At 73.0% G+C, this 20,089-nt stretch carries 18 protein-coding genes and 1 riboswitch; of the genes, 5 read left to right on the top strand and 13 right to left on the bottom strand.

The features are described from left to right. Positions 1-3: 3 nt before the first annotated feature. From ABZT87_RS27415 to ABZT87_RS27400, 4 genes are all read right to left on the bottom strand, one after another. A complete protein-coding gene (locus tag ABZT87_RS27415) occupies positions 4-630 on the bottom strand; it encodes an ATP/GTP-binding protein (protein ID WP_354862014.1) in 627 nt (208 codons plus the stop codon). After that, positions 611-976: a DUF742 domain-containing protein gene (locus tag ABZT87_RS27410; RefSeq protein WP_007465174.1), complete on the bottom strand. Its 366-nt coding sequence runs from the start codon at positions 974-976 to the stop codon at positions 611-613. Before ABZT87_RS27410 ends, ABZT87_RS27415 begins: the two co-directional genes overlap by 20 nt. Before the next feature lie 91 nt (positions 977-1,067). Beyond that, on the bottom strand, positions 1,068-1,475 hold the full coding sequence (locus ABZT87_RS27405; protein ID WP_007465177.1) for a roadblock/LC7 domain-containing protein: 408 nt from the start codon (positions 1,473-1,475) through the stop codon (positions 1,068-1,070). Next, positions 1,472-4,678 carry a sensor histidine kinase gene (locus ABZT87_RS27400; RefSeq protein WP_355139123.1) on the bottom strand — a complete coding sequence of 1,069 codons (3,207 nt, stop codon included), beginning with the start codon at positions 4,676-4,678 and terminating at the stop codon, positions 1,472-1,474. Before ABZT87_RS27400 ends, ABZT87_RS27405 begins: the two co-directional genes overlap by 4 nt. A 444-nt stretch (positions 4,679-5,122) precedes the next feature. Here ABZT87_RS27400 and ABZT87_RS27395 point away from each other — a divergent pair, with 444 nt between their 5' ends. Further along, positions 5,123-6,304, top strand: a complete 1,182-nt coding sequence (locus ABZT87_RS27395) for an ABC transporter substrate-binding protein (protein WP_355139121.1) — start codon at positions 5,123-5,125, stop codon at positions 6,302-6,304. A 126-nt stretch (positions 6,305-6,430) separates the two neighbouring features. On the opposite strand, the gene ABZT87_RS27390 is transcribed toward ABZT87_RS27395, so the two are convergent. Continuing rightward, positions 6,431-7,291: an ABC transporter permease gene (locus ABZT87_RS27390; RefSeq protein ID WP_354863212.1), complete on the bottom strand. Its 861-nt coding sequence runs from the start codon at positions 7,289-7,291 to the stop codon at positions 6,431-6,433. Between the two features lie 100 nt (positions 7,292-7,391). Beyond that, positions 7,392-8,423 carry an ABC transporter substrate-binding protein gene (locus ABZT87_RS27385; protein WP_355139119.1) on the bottom strand — a complete coding sequence of 344 codons (1,032 nt, stop codon included), beginning with the start codon at positions 8,421-8,423 and terminating at the stop codon, positions 7,392-7,394. A 269-nt stretch (positions 8,424-8,692) separates the two neighbouring features. On the opposite strand from ABZT87_RS27385, the gene ABZT87_RS27380 reads away from it, so the two are divergent. From ABZT87_RS27380 to ABZT87_RS27365, 4 genes are all read left to right on the top strand, one after another. Beyond that, a complete protein-coding gene (locus ABZT87_RS27380) occupies positions 8,693-9,478 on the top strand; it encodes an ABC transporter ATP-binding protein (protein WP_354863214.1) in 786 nt (261 codons plus the stop codon). Positions 9,479-9,480: 2 nt separating this feature from the next. Then, the gene (locus tag ABZT87_RS27375; protein WP_355139188.1) at positions 9,481-10,431 is read left to right on the top strand and encodes an LLM class F420-dependent oxidoreductase; all 951 of its coding nucleotides are present in this window, start codon (positions 9,481-9,483) and stop codon (positions 10,429-10,431) included. After that, complete coding sequence (locus ABZT87_RS27370) at positions 10,428-10,736, top strand: cupin (protein ID WP_266246239.1); 309 nt, start codon at positions 10,428-10,430, stop codon at positions 10,734-10,736. The genes ABZT87_RS27375 and ABZT87_RS27370 overlap by 4 nt, the downstream gene beginning before the upstream one ends. Before the next feature lie 77 nt (positions 10,737-10,813). Continuing rightward, the gene (locus tag ABZT87_RS27365; protein ID WP_355139117.1) at positions 10,814-13,846 is read left to right on the top strand and encodes a hypothetical protein; all 3,033 of its coding nucleotides are present in this window, start codon (positions 10,814-10,816) and stop codon (positions 13,844-13,846) included. A 123-nt stretch (positions 13,847-13,969) separates the two neighbouring features. On the opposite strand, the gene thiC is transcribed toward ABZT87_RS27365, so the two are convergent. From thiC to thiE, 7 genes are all read right to left on the bottom strand, one after another. Then, complete coding sequence (gene thiC / locus ABZT87_RS27360) at positions 13,970-15,562, bottom strand: phosphomethylpyrimidine synthase ThiC (RefSeq protein ID WP_355139115.1); 1,593 nt, start codon at positions 15,560-15,562, stop codon at positions 13,970-13,972. Between the two features lie 17 nt (positions 15,563-15,579). Then, positions 15,580-16,365 carry a bifunctional hydroxymethylpyrimidine kinase/phosphomethylpyrimidine kinase gene (gene thiD / locus ABZT87_RS27355; RefSeq protein ID WP_354863264.1) on the bottom strand — a complete coding sequence of 262 codons (786 nt, stop codon included), beginning with the start codon at positions 16,363-16,365 and terminating at the stop codon, positions 15,580-15,582. Beyond that, on the bottom strand, positions 16,362-17,111 hold the full coding sequence (locus tag ABZT87_RS27350) for a thiamine phosphate synthase (RefSeq protein ID WP_355139113.1): 750 nt from the start codon (positions 17,109-17,111) through the stop codon (positions 16,362-16,364). The genes thiD and ABZT87_RS27350 overlap by 4 nt, the downstream gene beginning before the upstream one ends. Then, positions 17,108-17,887 (bottom strand): thiazole synthase, encoded by a 780-nt coding sequence (locus ABZT87_RS27345; RefSeq protein ID WP_355139111.1) that lies wholly within the window; start codon positions 17,885-17,887, stop codon positions 17,108-17,110. Before ABZT87_RS27345 ends, ABZT87_RS27350 begins: the two co-directional genes overlap by 4 nt. Beyond that, on the bottom strand, positions 17,884-18,084 hold the full coding sequence (gene thiS / locus ABZT87_RS27340) for a sulfur carrier protein ThiS (RefSeq protein WP_234583421.1): 201 nt from the start codon (positions 18,082-18,084) through the stop codon (positions 17,884-17,886). Before thiS ends, ABZT87_RS27345 begins: the two co-directional genes overlap by 4 nt. Continuing rightward, positions 18,075-19,301, bottom strand: a complete 1,227-nt coding sequence (thiO, locus tag ABZT87_RS27335) for a glycine oxidase ThiO (RefSeq protein WP_355139109.1) — start codon at positions 19,299-19,301, stop codon at positions 18,075-18,077. Before thiO ends, thiS begins: the two co-directional genes overlap by 10 nt. After that, positions 19,298-19,921, bottom strand: coding sequence for a thiamine phosphate synthase (thiE, locus tag ABZT87_RS27330; protein WP_355139107.1), 624 nt, complete (start codon positions 19,919-19,921; stop codon positions 19,298-19,300). The genes thiO and thiE overlap by 4 nt, the downstream gene beginning before the upstream one ends. Continuing rightward, positions 19,916-20,025, bottom strand: a riboswitch (TPP riboswitch). It overlaps the preceding gene by 6 nt. Between the last annotated feature and the right edge of the window lie 64 nt (positions 20,026-20,089).

Raw genomic sequence — 20,089 nt, 5'->3', positions numbered from 1 at the left:
GGTTCAGCCGACCGGCGTGGGGAAGCCCCGACCGTGCTCGGCCTGGAGCCGGAGCATCGCGTGCTCGACCACCGTCACCAGCACCTGCTTGACCGAATCCCGGTGCCGGGCGTCGGTCATCACCAACGGCACCTGCGGCGAGATGGCCAGCGCCTCGCGGATCTCCTCCAGCTCGTACTGGGGAGCGCCGTCGAACCGGTTCAGCGCCACCACGTACGGCAGGTTGCGGTTCTCGAAGTAGTCCAGCGGGGCGAACGCGTCGGTGATCCGGCGGGTGTCCACCAGGACGGCGGCACCCACCGCACCTCGGATGATCTCGTCCCACATGAACCAGAAGCGGGTCTGACCCGGCGTACCGAACAGGTACAGGATCAGGTCCTGGGCCATGGTGATCCGGCCGAAGTCCATGGCGACCGTGGTGGTCTCCTTGCCCGGCACCTTGGACGGGTCGTCGATACCGACACCCGCGGCTGTCATCACCGCCTCGGTCGTCAGCGGCGTGATCTCGGAGATCGAGCCGACGAGGGTCGTCTTACCGACGCCGAAGCCGCCCGCGACGACGATCTTCGCGGAGACGATTCCCCGGCTCGGCCGCCCCCCAGCGGGGGGGTCATAGCCTGCGAAGTCCACTTAGCACCCTTCCAAGCAGTTCCATCCGCTCCTCGAACCCCTCGGCGGGAGCAGCAGTGTGTAACGTCAGCAGGCTCTCGGCCACCATGTCGGCGACCAGTACCCGGGCGACGCCCAGCGGCATCCGGGTGTACGCGGCGATCTCCGCCAGCGACTGTGCACGGCCCTCGCAGACCGTGGCGATGCGGTGCTTGTCGTGCCCCGCGAAACGGGACTCGGCAACCTGAGTGGGAGAGGCCGTGAGGACCGCCTCGAGGGCGATGTCCTGCCGGGGCTCGGTACGACCACGGGTGACCGCGTACGGACGCACCAGAGCGCCGCGCGGGTCAGCGCGCCGTTGGTCCATCCATGATCACCTCCTCGTCCCCAGCGGAGCCGGCCCACACCGCCTCCCATCCCTGTTCCGGCGCGCGGTCCGCGCGCCGGGTCTACCGGCGCTACGAACGCACCGCGTCCCTCGGCAGCGGCACCAGCGCGGCACCGACCCGCTCCACCAGCAGCGCCATCTCGTAGCCCACCTGGCCCACATCGCAGCTCCGCGCGGCCAGCACGGCCATCGACGAGCCGTCGCTGATCGACATGAGGAAGAGGTAACCGCTGTCCATCTCGATGACGGTCTGCAACACCCCGCCCGCGCTGAACATCCGGGCCGCGCCCTCGGTCAGGCTCACCACGCCGGAGGTGATCGCGGCGAGCTGGTCCGCCCGGTCCCCCGGCAGGTCCCGGGAGGACGCGAGCAGCAGCCCGTCGGCGGACACCGCCACCACGTGGGCGATGCCCGCCACGCTGTCGGCGAAGTTGGTGAGCAGCCAACCCATGTCCTGCATGGCAGCTGGCCTGTTCATCGGCTCTCCTTGGTCGAGGTGCTGTTCAGGTCCGTGCCGGCCGTCCGACCACGCTGTACGCCGCGGTGGTAGGCCGACAACAGGCCGCGTACTTCATCGGGGGTCCGCCGGCTGCGGTCCCGGCCACCCTTCGGTTCGATGCCACCCGGCACGAGCTGTGCCTGCGGCACCCGCTTGGGCAGACCCGAGCGGGTGGTGCCGGCGGCGGCCGGCTCGGCGGCCCGGCTGGCCAGCGACCAGCCCTCGTCGGCCGCCGTCCGCCAGGCGTCCGGGTCCGTGGCCGGCGGGGGCGTGCTCGCCGTGGCGGCGGGGGCCGCTACCGGCGCCGTCGGGACGGCCGGCGGGGTGTACGACGGCGGTGGTTTCGGCGTCGAGGCGCCGCGACCGCCGGTGCTCGCACCGCCACGACCGCCGGTGTTCGCACCGCCGAATCCGTCCATGCTTCCCACGCTCTGCGCTCCGGTGCCCTCGGAACTGCCCGGGGTGCGGGTGGGCAGTGGCGGTCGGGCCGGCGCGGTCGCCGGCGCGGACGCGGTGGCCGGTTGACCGCCGTTGGCCCCCCGCAGGCCGGCGTCGGCGGGCGCGGGCGGTGTGTCGAACTGCGGCCGGGTGAAGATCGCGGTGGCGTCGTCGCCGTGCGACCGGAACCAGACCGCCTCCATCTCCCGGAAGATCGGCGCCTCGGCGGGGAACTCCGGCCGGGTGCTGACCGGCGCGGCGGGCGTCGGCGGCGTGGCCGGCGGGGCGGGCTGCACGGGCGGGGCCGGCGTCGCGGGCGGCGCCGGCGGGGCGACCGCTCCGGGACCGGCGACCGGCCCGACGGGCAGCACCGGCGCGCTCCGACCGTCCGTGGTGTCGGCCGTCGAGCCGCGTCGGGGCAGCGCGTCGATGGTCGGGTACGCCACGGTCGGGCTGCCCACCGAGGTGCCCGCGCCGTTGCTGTACGCGGTTCGGGCGGGGGGGACCGGGGTGGCCGGCGCGGCGGCGGGCGGCACCGTCGGGCGGGCCCCGGTGTAGCCGCCGGCCTGCACGGCCGGGGCGGTGTCCCGCGCGTCGACCGGCGACTGCCACTGCGCGGGCGCCGGGGCGTTGGTCCGCCACTGGTCGGGCAGCGTCGCCGCCGCGGTGGTGGCGCCGCCGTACGACTCGGCGTGGTTGACCGGGGTGAGCGGCGTCTGCTCGACCGCCATCGGCTGGCGCGGACGGGTGAGCACCTGCTCGCGGCCCCGGTTGCTGGGCAGGAGCACGGTGGCGGCGGGCAGCGTCACCTGGGCGACGGTGCCGCCCTCGACGTTGCGGCGCAGCTCCACCCTGATGCCGTAGCGGGAGGCGAGCCGGCTCACCACGGCCAGACCCATCAACCGGAACGCGGCGACGTCCACGCTCGGCGGGGCGGCCAGCCGGCGGTTGAGCGAGTCGAGCTGCTCGTCGGTGAGGCCGAGCCCGCGGTCCTCGATCTGGATCAGGACGTAGTCGCGGATGCGGCGACCGTCGGCGACGACAGTCGTGTTCGGCGGCGAGAACCGGGTGGCGTTGTCCAGCAGCTCGGCGACGAGGCGTACCACGTCGTTGACGGCGTGCGCGGCCACCGAGATGTCGGTGTCGACGGTGCCGAACTCGATGCGGTTGTAGAGCTCCACCTCGGACTGCGCGGCGCGCAGCACGTCCACGACCAACGCGTCGTCGCGGCGCGGTGCGCCGGAGTCGGCGCCTGCCAGGACCAGCAGGTTCTCGTCGTTACGGCGCATTCGGGTGGCCAGGTGGTCCAACTCGAAGAGCTGGGCCAGCCGCTTCGGGTCCTCCTCGCCGCGCTCGATCGCGTCCAGCTCGCCGATCATCCGGTCGACGAGGGTCTGACTGCGGCGGGCCAGGTTGAGGAACATCGCCGAGACGCTGGTGCGCAGTGCGGCCTGCTCGGCGGCGACCCGCACCGCCTCCCGGTGGACGACGTTGAAGGCCAACGCCACCTGACCGACCTCGTCACGGCTGTTCAGCTGGATCGGGTCCCGGACCTGGCGGACGATCTCGTCCACGCCACCGTCACCCACGCTGCCCATGTTCTGCAGCCGCTGCACGGCGTCCGGCAGGTCGTGGTTGGCCACCGAGAGCGCGCCCTCGCGCAGCCGGCGCAGCGAGTGGTTCAGCGATCGGGCCAGCACCACGGCCAGCGACACCGCGATGATCAGGGTGAGCAGCACCAGGATCGACTCGACCACGGCCTGCCGGATGACGTCCGAACGCGCCTGGTCGGCCTGCTCGAGCAGCCGGTCCTGCAGTTGGGTCTCGGCCCAGCGCATCAGGTCGTTGACCGCGCCGATGGCGGCGGTGGCGTCCTGCGCGCTGACCAGCGGGCGCTGCCCGACGGAGCGGGTGATGTCGGTGGCGACCCGGTCGGAGAGGCCGACCGCGTCACCGGAGACGGTGCTGTCGACGAGGGCCCGCTGCACGGGGTCGGCGGCGAGCGAGAAGGCGACCAGTGCCTCCTGCTGACTGGTCAGCGTGGCCACGAAGGAGGAGAACTGCTCCGGGTCGAGCTGGCCGGCGGTCAGCGCCGTGAAGGCGACCGCCTCCTCCTCGGCGACGGACGCCTTGGCGCGGGCGAACGCGGCGACCGCGCGACGGCTGTCCGACAGGCTCTCGTCGCCGGGCAGCTGGGCCAGCCCGTCGCCGTAGGCGACCAGGTCGGTGAGGATGACGCCGTAGCGCAGCACCGCCTCGGCGACCGCCATCTGCCGGCGGTCCAGCACCTCCTGGCGGGTGCCGTCCAGGGTGGACAGGTGGTCGTCGATCGCCGCCAGCCGGTCCCGCAGCGCCGCCGGCACGTCGCCGATACGGCCCCGCTCGGCGTTGTACTGGTCCACGCGCTGCTGCGTCTGGCGCACCCGCAGGTTGTACGCGTCGGCAGGCTGCTGGGGAGCGGCCAGGTAGGCCGCCGCGGCCATCCGCTCGGCCTGGAGATCCTGGGTCAGCGCGCTGACGTCGATGGAGAGCGCGGTGAGCGACCGGGCCCGGGTGGCGTCGTAGGCGCCCTCGCCCACCGAGATCAGCCGGACGGTGGCCAGCGCGATAACGGCGGCCACCGGAACGACCAGAATCAGCGCCAGCTTGGACCGGATCCGGGCGTCCCGCAGTCTCGGCAGGCGCCGGCGCGTACGCCGAGCATTCTCGCCGAGCGCGGGCAGGGTCGTCGGTCCGGTGCTCACGACATCGCCTCCGTCGTTTCTTCCCCGCCTGGCCCGCCGAGCCGTGCCGTAAGCGGAGGGGACCACGTGCGGCACGGCCGCGATTTCATCAGAGAAGATCGTGTTTGGGAAGCCGCAGTGAGGCAGGAAACGGTCGGACGGCGCGGAACCCCTGATCCGGTCAACTGATACCTTCATTTCCGCAAGCCCCTGAACAGGGCATGTAACTCCAGAGTGGTCACGCGTGTATGCAAAGTGAGCTTTTGCAAACATTGTGTTACCCCAGCATGTGGGATGACCGTCCCGAAAATGCAACTGGGGTCCGCGCTTGACCACAGCGCCGGCCATTGGCAAGGTTTTGCAGGCTTCGCGCACACCGTACGGCAGAGGAGATCCCGTCCTCCACTGAGGACGGATTAGCGGCGGTGACCGGGCAGCGCCCGCGCCCGCACCTGGAGGACTGAGTTGAGCCCCATCCGCTCCGCGACCATCGCGGCGCTCGCATCGGCCGTAGTGGCCACCACGCTCACCGGCTGCCAGTTCGGTGGAGCGGAGCAGGACACGAGTCCGATCGTGATCGCTGCCGATCTCGAACTCTCCGGGGCTGCGGCCCCCGTCGGTCAGACATACCAGCGGGCCCTGAAACTCAAGGTCGAGCAGTTGAACTCCTCCGGAGCACTGAACGGCCGGAAGATCGATCTGAAGGTCAAGGACAACCGTTCCGACGCCGCCGAGTCACTGCGCAACATCGCCGAGTTCAGCAGCGATTCCCAAGTCAGCGCCATCGTCATGGGCGGCTGTAACGAATGCGCGGTCGGCGCGGTCGGGATCATCAACGACAAGCGGATTCCCACCATTGCGCTCGCCGCTTCCGGTGCGATCGCCAGCCCGGTCGCCGAGCGGCGCTACGTGTTCAAACTCGGCCCGAACGCGTCGGACAGCGCCGCGGCGCTCACCACCGAACTGCGTCGCAAGAACGTCCGCAAGGTGGGCCTGCTCGCCAGCAACGACGACTACGGCCGGGAAGGCATGCTCGCACTGCGCCGCGAACTGACCAAGGCCAGCATCAAGGTGGCCGGTGAGGAGTCGGTGAAGACCACCGACACCGAGGTCGGCCAGCAGGTCGACAAACTCACCAAGCTCAAGCCCGACGCGCTGGTCGTCTGGACACCGCCGGAGCAGGCCGCGCTGGCCGCGACCAGCGCCCAACAGGCCTCGTTCCGGGGGGCGCTGTTCTTCGACGCGGGAGCGGCCGGCGATCTCTTCCTCGGCGCCGCGGCCCGAGCCACCGAGCGGGCCACGCTGATCTTCACCCAGACCATGGTGATCGACGACGTGATCGCCACCACCCCGGCGAAGGCGGCCCGGCGGCAGTGGTTCCAGGACTACACGGCCCGCTTCGGCGGCTACAACGGAGCCTCGTCCTTCGCCGCCGACGCGATCCAGCTGATCGCCGACGCCGAACTGCGGGCCGGCGGCCCGGCCGGGAAGGTCGACCGGAACGGCATCCGCGACGTGCTGGAGACGTCCCAGATCGACGGCCTCTCCGGCCCGATCCGCATGACGCCCGACAACCACTCCGGCCTCATGCCGCAGGCGCTCACCACGCTGGTCGCGCGAAACGGGCGCTGGCGGTTGGCGGGGTAGCTCGGCTCGTCGTGTTCCAGGTTGAGGGCTGTGGCCTACCGCGTCACCGTTATCGGAACGGGCCGGCCTCCTTCGTGGGGGCCGGCCCTTCGCGTTGCCTTTGTTGTTCAGCTCTGCCGATCGGGGTTAGCGGCTGCTGGTGGTTTCTCTTACCCAGGGCAGGGCGATCCGCTCGATGAGCACGAGCGCGGAGTAGAGCAGAATGCTCACCAGCGCCACCAGCAGGATGGCCGCCCAGGCGGTGGCGTAGTCGCCGACGCCCGCGTATTGGAGGATGACGTAGCCCAGGCCGCTCTCTCCGGCCTGGAACTCACCGATCACCGCGCCGATGGCCGCCAGCGGCATGGCCACCTTGAGCCCGACGAAGATCTGCGGCAGCGCCGCCGGGAACCGCACCTTGCGGAACGCCTGCCAGCGGGAGGCGTTCCACGACCGGACCAGCTCGGCCAGGTCGGCCGGCGTGGTGGTCAGCCCGGTCGCGGTGGACAGCACGATCGGAAAGAAGCAGAGCAGGAACACCATGGTCAGGATCGGCTTCTGACCCCAGCCCAGCGCCACCACCAGCAGCGGGCCCAACGTGATCTTCGGCACCGCGTTCACCGCGACCAGCAGCGGCGTGAACATCCGCTCCACGGCGCGGGAACTGGCCAGGGACAGTCCGATCAGGACGCCGGCGGCCGCCGACAGGGCGAAGCCGACCAGGATCTCCAGCAGGGTGGTCCCGGTGTGCTCCAGCATCTGGGCGGGCTTGTCGACGAACGCGCTGAACACACCCCCCGGCGGCGGCAGGGCGGCCGGCGGGATCAGCTCCAGCCGGGCGATCAGCCACCACGCCGCCAGGGCGACCAGCAGACCGGCCGCGGGCAGCAGCGCCGCCCCGACCCCGGCGCGCAGGCCGGCGCCCCGACCCGCCCGTCCCGCCTCCGGGCCGGCACCCGGGGATGGGGGCACCGTCACCGCCGGCTCGACTGACCGCACGTCGGTCATCTTGTCCTCCTCGAAATCCGACGGCCCTGGGGGCCGACGAGCGACGGGGGTACGTCCCACCGGATCCGGCGGGACGTACCCCCTGGTGGCGACCGGACGATCAGGCCTTCGGCGCGAGGCTGAAGTCGATGATCTGCTCGGGGGTGATGTTCTGCTTGAGCGCGCCCGCGCCCTGCAGGATCGCGATGCTCTTCGCGACCCGGCCGCTGTCCAGCGTGCCGATCGCGGTGCCGGAGTTGCCGGAACGCACGTACGCGGCCATCAGGTCCAGCTCGGCGGCGGCGGCCACCGGGTTGGCGGCGTCGACGTTCTTCTTCAGGATCTCGCCGGCCTCCTTGGAGTTCGCCAGGCTGTACTCGAGGCCCTTGAGCAGCGCCGCGGTGAACCGCTTCACCATCTCGGGCTTCTCCTTGGCGATCTTCGAGGAGGTGATCAACACGTTGCCGTAGAGGTCCTGCATCACGTTGCTGTACGGCAGCATGACGGCCTTCTTCTTGGCCACCGCCTCGATCGTCGGCTGGCCGACGACGAACTGGCCGATGCCGTCCACCGAGCCGCTGGCCAGGGTGCCGATCAGCGCCTGCGCCTCACCGTTGACCCAGGTCACCTTGCTGGCGTCCACACCGGCGAGCCGGGCGTACGTCGGGAACAGGTTGCGGACCACGGAGCCGGGGGTGTCGGCGAGCTTCTTGCCCTCCAGGTCCTTGGGCGAGTTGATGTTCTTGCCCTCGACGGTGGCGATGCCGGCCATCGTGCGCTGCTGGATCGCGGCCACCGCCGTGAAGTCCTTGGCCTGGCCGTTACCGAGCTGGAGCAGACCACCGGTGAGGTCGATCGGCCCGAAGTCCGCCTGGCCGCCGACGACCGTCTGGATCACGCCGCCGGTGCCCTGGCCGGCCTTGATCTCGACGTCGAAGCCGGCCTCCTTGAAGAAGCCCTTCTCCTTCGCCACCCAGGCGTAGGAGTCACGGCCGAAGTTGCCGAAGGAGGTGAGGTAGGTCACCTTCTCCAGTGCTCCGCCTTTGCCGCCCTTGGCGTCGTCGGACGAGTCCGACCCGCTGCTGCAGGCGGAGACGAGGGCGAGGGCGGTGGCCAGCGCGGCCGTAGCGACCGTACGGGTCAGCCTTCTCATCAGTAGCACCATGTCCTTTCCGACCGGGACCGCAGGCCACCGGCGGGGGTTGTCGCGACGGTGCCGGCAGGAGGGGCAAGCCGGGCACCGCCATCGTGAGGGGACTCTTCGCGGGCACAGCGTACGAGAAGCCCACAGTTACGACGCCAGGCGTATTGGGTTGCGGAACGGATACAACCTGACGACCACCCCGGACGGTGCGGAATGTCAACGCGGCAGCTAGCCTTTGTCGGATTCCTGACCGTCCACTCAGCGGAGGTACGCCGCAGATGATCCGACTGTCCGGGGTGTCGCGTACCTTCGAGGGCCGATCCGGCCGGGTCGAAGCCCTTCGCGGCATCGACCTCGACGTCGCCGAGGGCGAGTTCGTGGCCGTGCTCGGGCGCTCCGGCTGCGGGAAGTCCACCCTGCTGCGGTTGATCGCCGGGCTGCTCCCGCTGACCTCCGGCGAGATCACCGTGGCCGGTACGCCGATCACCCGACCCCGCCGCGACATCGCCATGCTCTTCCAGAAGCCGGCGCTGCTGCCGTGGCGCAGCGTGCTGGACAACGTCCTGCTGCCGGTGGAGATCTTCGGCTGGAGCCGCGCCAAGCACCGCGAGCGGGCCCGGCAACTGCTCGACGTGGCCGGGCTCTCCGGGTTCGAGAAGCGGCTGCCGCACGAACTCTCCGGTGGCATGCAGCAACGGGTGTCGCTGTGCCGGTCGCTGATCGGCGAGCCGCGGGTGATGCTGATGGACGAGCCGTTCTCCGCGCTCGACGCGCTCACCCGCGAGGAACTCTCCGGCGAACTCCAGCGCGTGCACATGGAGAACAAGCCCACCATCGTCTTCGTCACCCACTCGATCGACGAGGCGGTGCTGCTCGCCGACCGGGTGGTCGTGCTGAGCCCCCGCCCCGGCCGGATCCGCAAGGTGGTCGAGGTGGCCATCCCCCGACCCCGCACCCTGGGCCGCAACGCCCACCTCGCCGACGTCGCCCGGGTCAGCGCCGACCTGCACGAGCTGTTGATGGAACGCGACCAGCCGGCCGCGGCCGGCGCGGAGGGACGATGAACATGCGGGTGTCGGTCTTCACCGAGCCCCACCGGGGCGCCGACTACGACACCCAGCTCCGGTTCGCCCGACTGGTCGAGGCCGGCGGCTACGAGGGCTTCCTCCGCGCCGACCACTACCAGTCGATGGGCGCCGACCCGGGCCTGCCCGGCCCGACGGACGCCTGGCTGACCCTCGCCGCGCTGGCCCGCGAGACCCAACGGATCCGGCTCGGCACCCTGGTCACGTCGGCGACCTTCCGCCTGCCCGGACCTCTCGCGGTGCTGGTCGCACAGGTCGACCAGATGAGTGGCGGCCGGGTCGACCTCGGCATCGGCGCCGGCTGGTACGAGCGCGAGCACACCTCGTACGGCATCCCGTTCCCGCCCGTTGGCGAGCGCTTCGATCGACTGGCCGAGCAGCTTGAGGTGATCACCGGGCTGTGGGCCACCCCGGTGGGCGAGACGTACAGCTTCACCGGTGACCACTACCGGCTGGTGGACGCGCCCGCGCTGCCCAAACCGGCGCAGGTGCCCGGACCGCCGATCATCGTGGGCGGGCGCGGTCCCAAGCGGACCCCCGAACTGGCGGCCCGCTACGCCGACGAGTTCAACATGCCGTTCAAGTCCGTGGCCGAGACCGCCGGGGCGTACGACCGGGTGCGGGAGGCGTGCGACCGCGTGGGTCGGACGGAGGCCGGCCGCGTCCCGCTGGTGCTCTCCGCCGGGATCGTGGTGGCCATCGGCCGCACCGACGCCGAGGCGCAGCTGCGGGCCGCGCCACTGCACGAGAAGAGCGCGCTGCCACCGGAGGACCCGGTGGTCGGCTCGCCCGCGCAGCTCGTGCAGCGGATCGGCGAGTTCGCCGAGATCGGCGCCACCCGGGTGCACCTGCGCATGACCGACCTCGACGACCTCGACCACCTTGAGCTGATCGCCGCCGAGGTGCTTCCCCAACTGGACGGTGGACGATGACGGATGTGATCGACGGCACCGAACTCGGGCCGGTGGGCCAGGAGATCGTGTACGAGAACGACCGGGTCCGGGTCTGGCACATCCGGCTCGAACCGGGCGAGCGGCAGCCGCTGCACCGGCACGACCACCCCTACCTGGTGGTGGCGATCCAGGGCGCGAAGAACGTCGTACAGACCATCGACGGCACCCGGATCGACGCCGACGAGCCCACCGGCGGAGTCGTCTACCGGGACCCCGGTGCCGTACACATGCTCACCAATGTCGGGGACACGACATACCTGGCCCGACTGGTCGAACTCAAGTAGACCCGCCGGGCGCGCCTCGCCCCGCCGCGCGGCGTGCCGGTGGCGATCGGGTGTACCAGGTGCGTAACGTGCCGGACATGGCCTTTCGGACCTGGGGCAGATTACTGCTCACGGCGCTCGGGGTGAGCGTGCTGGCCGGAGCCGGCCAGCTCGGCGTCGCGTACGGCTTCGGCATCGTCCGACTCACCGGCGCCTTCACCGGCACGACCGTCAACCAGTGGCCGGCCCAGCTCGTCTGGGTGGGCTGGTTCGCCGCGAACGCCGCCGTCGCCGGTGCCGTCCTGACCGGGCGTCTGGCCCGCCGGGACACCCCGCCGGCCAGCATCGGCCGGCAACTGGCCATCGGCGGCGCGGCCGCACTCGGCGCCACCGCCGTGGCCCCGCTCTGCATGCAGCCCGCCCGAGCCGCCGAGTTGATCTCGGTGGACCCGGTCTGGGCGGTCGGCATCTGCGCCATTCTCGGGGCGGTCATCGGAGCGGGCGCGGCCGTCGCCGTACTGTTCCGACCGGAACTGGGCTGGAACATGGCGGCCGTGGCCGGGGCGGTCTGGCTGCTGGCGTTCATTTCCGTCCTGCCGTCGCTCGGCACGGCCGGCCCGCTGCCCACGGTCCGACTCGGCGTACTCGAACCGAACTGGCTGGACGACGCCGCCGCGCAGCGTCTGGCGCTGCTCCTGCTGCCCGTGGTGGCGCTGCTCGCGGGCGCCGCGACCGCCGGGTTGGCCCGCTGGCGCGGCCAGGTTCCGCTGATCAGCGGGGTGACCGGGGTGGCCGGTCCGGTGCTGGTGGCATTCGCGTACCTGACCGCTGGCCCCGGCGACGCGGTGGACCGCTACCAGACCACCCCCTACTACGGCGCGCTGATCGCGATCCTCGCCGGCGCCCTCGGCGCCGCGGCCGCCGCCCTGCTGCGCTGGCCCGTCGGCGCCCGCACCGCCGATCCCCAGGCGATCCAGCCGACCGACATCCTGCGCCCGCTGCCCGCCGGCCCGCCCCTGCCGGGCGCCGAAGCGGCGAGGTCGACGGGTCCGGTCGACGACCACGGTGACACCGAGCCCGCCGCCGACGCGGCCCCCACCGGTGGGCACCTGACCAAGACCGGTCCGGGTCCGCGCGCCGCCGACGACACCGCCACCGTACGCACCGTTCCCGCCCACTGGGACTGGCCGGCGACCACGGCGAGCGGCCAGCACGGCGCCGTCCCCACCGACGCGACGCCCCCCGGGCAGGCGCCCCGGCCGGTCGGCCGCCGCCAGCACGCCGACACCACCCCGGACGCGCCGACGGCGGGCACCCCGCCCCGGGACGCGCTCCACACGGGCCGGCAGCACGACCGCGCGACCAACCCGCCGGCCCCCGCCTCCTGGCTGACCGACCCGACCGGCGAGTTCACCGCCGGGCGACAGTCGGCCCCGTCGAGCCGGGACGCGGACCCCATCGGCCCCGCCGACCCGACCCCTACCGTCCCGGCGTCCACCGCGGCGACGTCCACCGCTGCGGCCGGCGACACAGGGGCCGTCGGTACCGGGGCCGTCGGTCCGACGCCCGACGCGAGCGCCGACGACCCGACCGGCAGCACGACGACGACCACGGCCGGCGGGGACAAGCGGGACAGCGACCGCACGACGACCAGCGACCCGACGACCCCGGTCACGACGGCCCCAGGCACGACGGCCCCAGGCACGCCGGCCACGGTCACGCCGGTCACGGGCACGACGGCCCCGGGCACGCCGAGCGCGGGCGACGCGGCCACGCCGAGCGCGAGCAGCGAGGGCGAGGGCGCGGCCGACGCGCCCGCACCCAAGCCGCGCCGTACGCGCAAGCCGAAGTCCACCCCCGCCGACGTCACTCCGGGCACGACCGCCGAGCACACGGCGGCAGCCGCCGGATCGACCGCTGGGCGCACCAGGCGGCCGGCCCGGTCCGGCAAGGCCACCGACCTGACCGGCACCGACTCCGCCGGACCCGTCGACCAGGACGCTCCCCTGCCCGGCCAGGACGCTCCCCTGCCCGACCGGCACACCGAGCCCGGCCAGGACACCGAGCCCGGCCAGGCGAATCAGACCGGCGGAAAGGATCCGCAGGAGCAGACCGTCGGGACCGGTGGAGAGAGCCGGCGCGACGGGGCCGCCAGCACCGAGCCGGCGGTCACCACTACCCCGGTTGGGGATCCCGCACCCGTCGAGGGGTCCGGGACGGGCCGCGCCGAACGATCCGCGGCCGAGAGCGACGGCGGCGCTTCGTTGTTCGGTGAGGCGACCGCCGACGGCCCGGGGACCGCCGGGTGGGCCCCGACGGCACCGGCCTGGCCGGTCACCTCGGCGTGGACCACCGGATCGGCGACGGGGGCGGCCGACCCCGAACCGTCCGGTTCGGATGCTCCCGTCCCGGCGGAGGAGTCGACCGACTGGACGCCCCGCTTCCGGCACCGGGCGCCGCTGCCGGACCTGAGCCGCGCCAGCACCTGGGACGCCTTCAACACCACTCGACGCGCCGCCGCGTCGGATCGGACCGCCAGCACACCAGACCAGGGCAGCCCGACAGATCCGACCGCCAGCACGCCGAACCAGGACAGCCCGACCGCCGCCACGCTCGACGGGGGCTGGTCGAGAGGCCGCGCCGCCAGCACGACGGGCCAGGCCAACAGCACGACCGACCCGGCCAGCAGCATGACCGACCGGGCCAGCAACGCGACGGACCGGGCCATCGGCAGGCGCGGCCGGGTCGGCGAGGCTACCGGTGCGCCCGCCTCGGCGGGACCGGTCGTGCCGCCGTCGGCCGGTCCGGGCATACCCGAGCAGGGCCGCGCGTCCGGCACCGCCGACAGTGGCGGGCCGGACAGCGATGCTCGGCGGGCCGCACCGGCGTCCACGGACGACGCGGAGCAGCCCTCCCGGCGGGGACGGCTCGGTGGCCTGTTCCGACGCAACCGGGCCCGGGCCGACGAGGAGAAGCGGCCCGCGGCGGATGCGGCGGAGCCGCTGGCCACGCAGGACGAGGAGTTCGTCGACTGGGTCGCCGGGCTCGGCAAGCCGGTCGCGGACAACGAGCCGGAGCAGGAGAACGGTCGTCGCTCGCTGCGCTCCACCGGCCGTCACCACCGCGACTGACCCGCCTGACGTCCGTTCGGGACGCCGACCCCGTCTGATCGACTCGGGTTCCCTGAATCCGGGCTGTCCACCGCGCCGGGACACCCCGACTTCAGTGAACCCGAGTCGACCATGCCGGACCGGTCAGGCGAGCGGCAGATAGACCTTCCCGCCGCCGGAGACGAACTCCGCCGACTTGTCCTTCATGCCGCGGGCCGCGTACTCCTTGAGCTCTTGCGTGATCTTCATCGAGCAGAACTTCGGGCCGCACATCGAGCAGAAGTGCGCCGTCTTCGCCGGCTCGGCGGGCAGCGTCGCGTCGTGGTACGACCGCGCCGTCTCCGGGTCCAGCGAGAGGTTGAACTGGTCCTCCCAGCGGAACTCGAACCGCGCCTTGGACAGCGCGTCGTCCCACGCCTGCGCGCCCGGGTGCCCCTTGGCCAGGTCCGCCGCGTGGGCCGCGATCTTGTACGCGATCACGCCCGCCTTGACGTCGTCGCGGTCCGGCAGGCCGAGGTGCTCCTTCGGGGTCACGTAGCAGAGCATGGCGGTGCCGAACATGCCGATCATCGCGGCGCCGATGGCCGAGGTGATGTGGTCGTACGCGGGCGCGATGTCGGTGGTCAGCGGGCCGAGCGTGTAGAAGGGCGCCTCGTGGCACCACTCCTGCTGGAGATCCACGTTCTCCTTGATCTTGTGCATGGGCACGTGGCCGGGGCCCTCGATCATCACCTGCACGTCGTGCTCCCAGGCGAGCGTCGTCAACTCGCCGAGGGTGCGCAGCTCGGCGAACTGCGCCTCGTCGTTGGCGTCGGCGATCGAGCCGGGCCGCAGCCCGTCGCCGAGGGAGAACGTCACGTCGTAGCGCGCGAGGATCGCGCACAGCTCGGCGAAGTTGGTGTAGAGGAAGTTCTCCTCGTGGTGGGCCAGGCACCACGCCGCCATGATCGAGCCGCCCCGGGAGACGATGCCGGTGACCCGGTCCACGGCCAGCGGCACGTACGGCAGCAGCACCCCGGCGTGCACAGTCATGTAGTCGACGCCCTGCTCGGCCTGCTCGATCACGGTTTCCCGGAAGACCTCCCAGCTCAGCTTGACCGGGTCGCCGCCGACCTTCTCCAGGGCCTGGTAGATCGGCACCGTGCCGATCGGCACCGGCGAGTTCCGCACGATCGCCTCCCGGGTCTCGTGGATCCGCTTGCCGGTGGACAGGTCCATCACGGTGTCGGCGCCCCAGCGGGTGGCCCAGGTCAGCTTCTCCACCTCCTCGGCGACCGACGAGCTGACCGCCGACGTGCCGATGTTGGCGTTCACCTTGACCAGGAACGCCTTGCCGATGATCGCCGGCTCGCACTCCGGGTGGTTGACGTTGAGCGGCAGCACCGCCCGGCCGGCGGCGATCTCGGCCCGCACGAGTTCCGGGTCGACGTTCTCCCGGATCGCCACGAACTCCATCTCCGGCGTCACCACGCCGGCCCGCGCGTACGCGAGCTGCGTCGGACGTCGTCCGTCCACACCGGCGAGCGGCGTACCGGCGCCTCGTACCGGCGCCACGTCACCCCGCTCGGCGATCCACGGGCCCCGCAACGCGGGCAACCCCACCGACGGGTCCGATCCCGGGCCGGACGTGTCGTAGAGCCGCACCGGCGGATGGTCGCCGGTCAGCGCCACCTCGGCGAACGGCACCCGCACATCCGGCCGTGACCCCTCGACGTACACCTTGCCTCGTGCCTGCATGACAACCTCCCTGGTGATCAGGCGGACCAGCCGAAGTGATCCAGCGGCCCGCGCCCCGCGCCCAGCTCCCAGCCCCGCGCGCCGGTCAGCGCGCGGAGCACGTACTCCTTGGCGGCCCCCACCGCCGCCGGCACCGGATCGCCCAGCGCGAGCCGCACGGCGATCGCCGCCGAGAACGAGCACCCGGTGCCGTGGGTGTGCCGGGTGTCCACCCGTGGCCCGCGCAGCAGGGTCGTGACGCCGCCCCCGTGCAGCACGTCGACCGCTTCGTCTCCACCCAGGTCACCGCCGGTGACCACCACGTGCTCCGGGCCGCCAGCGGCGAGGGCCTCCGCGGCGACGACCATCCCGGCCAGGTCGTCCACCGCGCGTCCGGTGATGGCCGCGGCCTCCGCGCAGTTCGGCGTCGCCACCCGGGCGTACGGAAGCAGCCGCTCCACCGCACCCACCACGCCGAGCCGGTGGCCGCTCGTGGCGACCAGCACCGGATCGACGACGAGTTGGGGCAGCCGGCCGTCCTGGGCAGCCTGGGCCACCGCGTCGGCGACTGCGGGTGTGCCGAGCATTCCCGTCTTGACCGCGCCGACGGTGAAGTCGGCGAGGACGCTGTCCAGCTGCTCGGTGACCGTGCGCGGCGGCAGCGGCAGGACGGCGTCGACACCGCGGGTGTTCTGCGCGGTGACCGCCGTGAGGACGCTGGTGCCGTACGCCCCGAGCGCCGCGAAGACCTTGAGGTCGGCCTGGATGCCGGCGCCGCCGCCGGAGTCGGAGCCGGCGATGGTGAGGATGGTTTGTGGGGTCACTGGCTTTCCTCTGTGGTTGCGCTTTGGGGCTGCGGCCGACCGTGCCCACTCCGGGCGGTCAGGCTTGATCCCTGCGTGGGCACGGTCGGCCGCAGCCCTGACCGGGGGGCCTCCGTGCGCCCGTGCCGGCTTTTTACGAGCTTTTGGGTGACCGCCTTGACGAAGGCGCTGCTCAGGGTGGCGGCTGTTTCTTCTGGGTCTTCGGCTCGCATGAGTGCGCCCAGCACGGCCACTCCGGCGGCTCCGGCGTCGACGCACGCGGTTACCTGTTCCGGGGTTTCAACCCCGCCCAGAGCCAGCAGAGGCGCCGGGCTTGCGCGCACCAGGCTGCCCAGTCCCGCGACGTTCAGGGGTGGGCCGTAGCCGGGCTTGGATTTTGTTGGCCAGACTGGGGAGACCGTGGCGTAGTGCTCGGTGGTGAGGCGGTTCAGCTCGGCCACGCTGTGGCAGGAGCGGCCGACCAGTTGGTGGGGCGGCGGCGGGTACGGGCCGGCGGCGGGCAGGTGGACGGCGTCGCCGCCGAGCGGTTCGGGGCCGGCCACGATGAGGGTCCCGTCGACGTCGGCGAGGATCGCGCGCAGGTCGACCGCGAGGGCGGCGCGCTCGGCGCGGGGCAGGTCCTTCTCCCGCAGCACGACCCATCGCACTCCCCCGGCGACCGCTCCCGCGACGACCCGTTCAAGACCGCCCCTGGCGACCAGCCGATCGGTCAACAGGACAACCCCCGACGGCACCAACCCCGTCACAGGTCTGGTCTTCCCTCGTCGGGAGTGGACGGCAGGGCGTGGAAGCGGCGGGCGATCCGTCCCGCACCGGCGGCCAGTCGGCCCGCCTCGACGGCGTACCGCATCGCCGTGGCCATCGCCACCGGGTCGGCGGCCCGGGTCACCGCGCTGGCCAGCAGGACCGCGTCGCAGCCCAGCTCCATCGCCAGGGCCGCGTCGGACGCCGTGCCGATGCCGGCGTCCAGGATCACGGGGACGTCCACGCTCTGCCGGATCAGCCGGATGTGGTGCGGGTTGCCGATGCCGAGCCCGGAGCCGATCGGCGCCCCAGCGGGCATCACCGCGGCACAGCCCACGTCGGCGAGGCGGCGGGCCAGCACCGGGTCGTCACTCGTGTACGGCAGCACCGTGAAGCCGTCGGCGACCAGCTCCTCGGCGGCGCGGAGCAGTTCCACGCCGTCGGGCAGCAGCGTCCGCTCGTCGCCGATCACCTCCAACTTGACCCAGTCGGTGTCGAACGCGTCGCGCGCCAGCCGGGCCACCTTCACCGCCTCGGTGGCGGTGTGGCAGCCGGCGGTGTTCGGCAGCAGCCGTACGCCGCACCGGTCCAGCAGGTCCAGCAGCCCTCCGGCGGTGCCCGGGGCGGTGCCCACCCGGCGCAGCGCCAGCGTGACCAGCTCCGTACCGGACGCCCGGATCGCCTGTTCCAGCACGTGCAGGTTCGCGGCGCCGCCGGTGCCGAGGATCAACCGCGAGCAGAACGTGACCCCACCCAGTTCGAAGGACACGCCGCTCACCCGCCCTGCGCGGCGGTCAGCACCTCGACGCGGTCACCGTCGCGCAGCACCGTGCCCGGCCAGCCGGCCCGGGGCACCACCTCGCCGTTGACCGCGACCGCGACGCCACGCTGGTGCGGGGCGACGTCGCGGACCAGATCGGCCACCGACGCGCCGCCGGGGACGCTGCGCCCGGCCCCGTTCACCGTCAACTCCACAGGTCCTCCTCGGTCGTCCGTCCAGGTCCGCTCACGTCGCCCGCTCCGGGCCGTGCCGCGTCGCCGGCCGGAGAGGCGACGGCGAACCGGCGTCCGCTCACGTCGCCCGCGCCGAGCCGTGCCGCGTCGCCGGTCCCGGTCGACGACGCGACGGCGAACCGGTCCGCGCCGAAGGGCGCGAGCAGCGGGTCGGGCACGCCGGTGGTCACCAGGTCGGCGATCTTCTCGGCGGTGATCGGGGTGAGCACGATGCCGTGCCGGTGGTGCCCGGTGGCGGCCAGGACGTCCGGCCGGCCGGGCAGCGGCCCGAGGATCGGCGCGTTGTCCGGCGTTGCGGGCCGCAGGCCGGCGACCGCCTCGACCAGGTCGTACTCGGTCAGCTCGGGCAACAGGTCGACACCGGCGCGCAGCAGCCGCAGCACCGCGCCGGCGGTGACGCTGGCGTCCGCGCGCTCCTCGACCGTCGCGCCGAGGACCACCTCGCCGTCGGCCCGGGGCACCAGGTAGACGTGCTCGCCGTCGGCGTACCCCCGGATCACGTGCCGGAAGCCCGGCGCGACGCCGCCGGGCGCGCGCAGCCGGAGGATCTGGCCCTTCACCGGCCGCACGGGCATGCCGGTGAGCGCGGCGGCCCCGCAGCCGGCGGCGACCACGGTGACCCCCGCGTCCACGTCGGACAGCCGCCGGACCGGCTGCGGCACGAGCACCGCGCCGGCCCGCCGCGCGGCCGTGCGCAGCGCCGGCACCAGCAGCCGGGGATCGACCTGGTGGTCGGTGGGCGCGAGCGCGCCGCCGCGCACCCGAGGGGCGAGCGCCGGTTCGCGGTCGCGCAGCTCGCTCGGGCGCAGCGGCGTCACCGGCAGACCCAACCCCTGTTGGTACGCCCAGAGCCGGCGTGCCTCGGCGAGGTCGTCGCCGGTCAGCCCGACCATCAGGGTGCCCTCGGTCCGGTAGCCGATCTCGGTGCCGCTCGCCTCGGTCAGCTCGGCGGCGAACCCGGGCCAGCGGGCGGCGGACGCCACCAGCAGCTCGGTCAGCCGCCGCTCGCCGAAGTACGCCTCGGCGACCGGGGAGAGCATGCCGGCGGCGACGGCCGATGCCCCCGACCCGGGAGCCGGGTCGTGCACCTCGACGCGCAACCCCCGGATGGCACAGCGCCACGCGATGGCCAGTCCGATCGGGCCCGCGCCGACCACCGCCACATCGGTGCGCGTCACGCCAGCGCCCGCAGCAGGTCGGCGGTCGCCCGCGCGGGGTCGGCGGCGCCGGAGAGCGCACCGACCACCGCCACCCCGTACGCCCCGGCGGCCCGCAGCGCCGGCACCCGGTCGGCGGTCACCCCGCCGATCGCGATGACCGGCACGTCGACGGCGTCGGCGACGGCGCGGACGCCCGCAGGCCCGATGGGATCCGGCAGGCCGTTCTTGGTGCTGGTGGCGTGGCACGGGCCGACGCCCAGGTAGCTGGCCCCGGCGGTGACCGCCTCGACCGCCGTCTCCGGCGCGCGTGCGGTGGCGCCGAGCACGCCGGTCGGGCCGAGCACGTGCCGGGCGGCGGCGACCGGCAGGTCGTCGGCCCCGACGTGCCCACCGGCGGCGCCCACCGCGAGCGCCACGTGCAGCCGGTCGTTGACCAGGCAGGTCGCTCCGTACGGCGCGCAGAGCGCCAGCACCCGGCCGGCCAGGTCGTACGCCTCGCGATCGGTCGCGGAGTCCTCCACCCGGACCTGCACGACGAGGTCGGCGCGGGCCGCCGCGAGGGCGGCCCGGACCACGGTGAGTGGGTCACGCCCGGGTCGGGTGTCGGTGATCAGATGCAGTCGTCCAAGGGACGGCACGGCAACACTCCTCCCTGCGCCGGCATTACCCGGATCAGGTTCGACGGTCGGGGGCTGTCAGCCCCCCTCTCAGCCCGGTACACCGGGCTCCCGTGGGTTACTTGCGTGTCACCGTACGACAGTTCCGCCGGTCTGCCAAGGGAGCGGCCGCCGGCCGGACAGGGTCCC

The sequence above is a fragment of the Micromonospora sp. NPDC005237 genome (genome assembly GCF_040607775.1).
Lineage (GTDB): Bacteria > Actinomycetota > Actinomycetes > Mycobacteriales > Micromonosporaceae > Micromonospora.
This window is presented reverse-complemented; position numbering and strand designations above follow the sequence as displayed.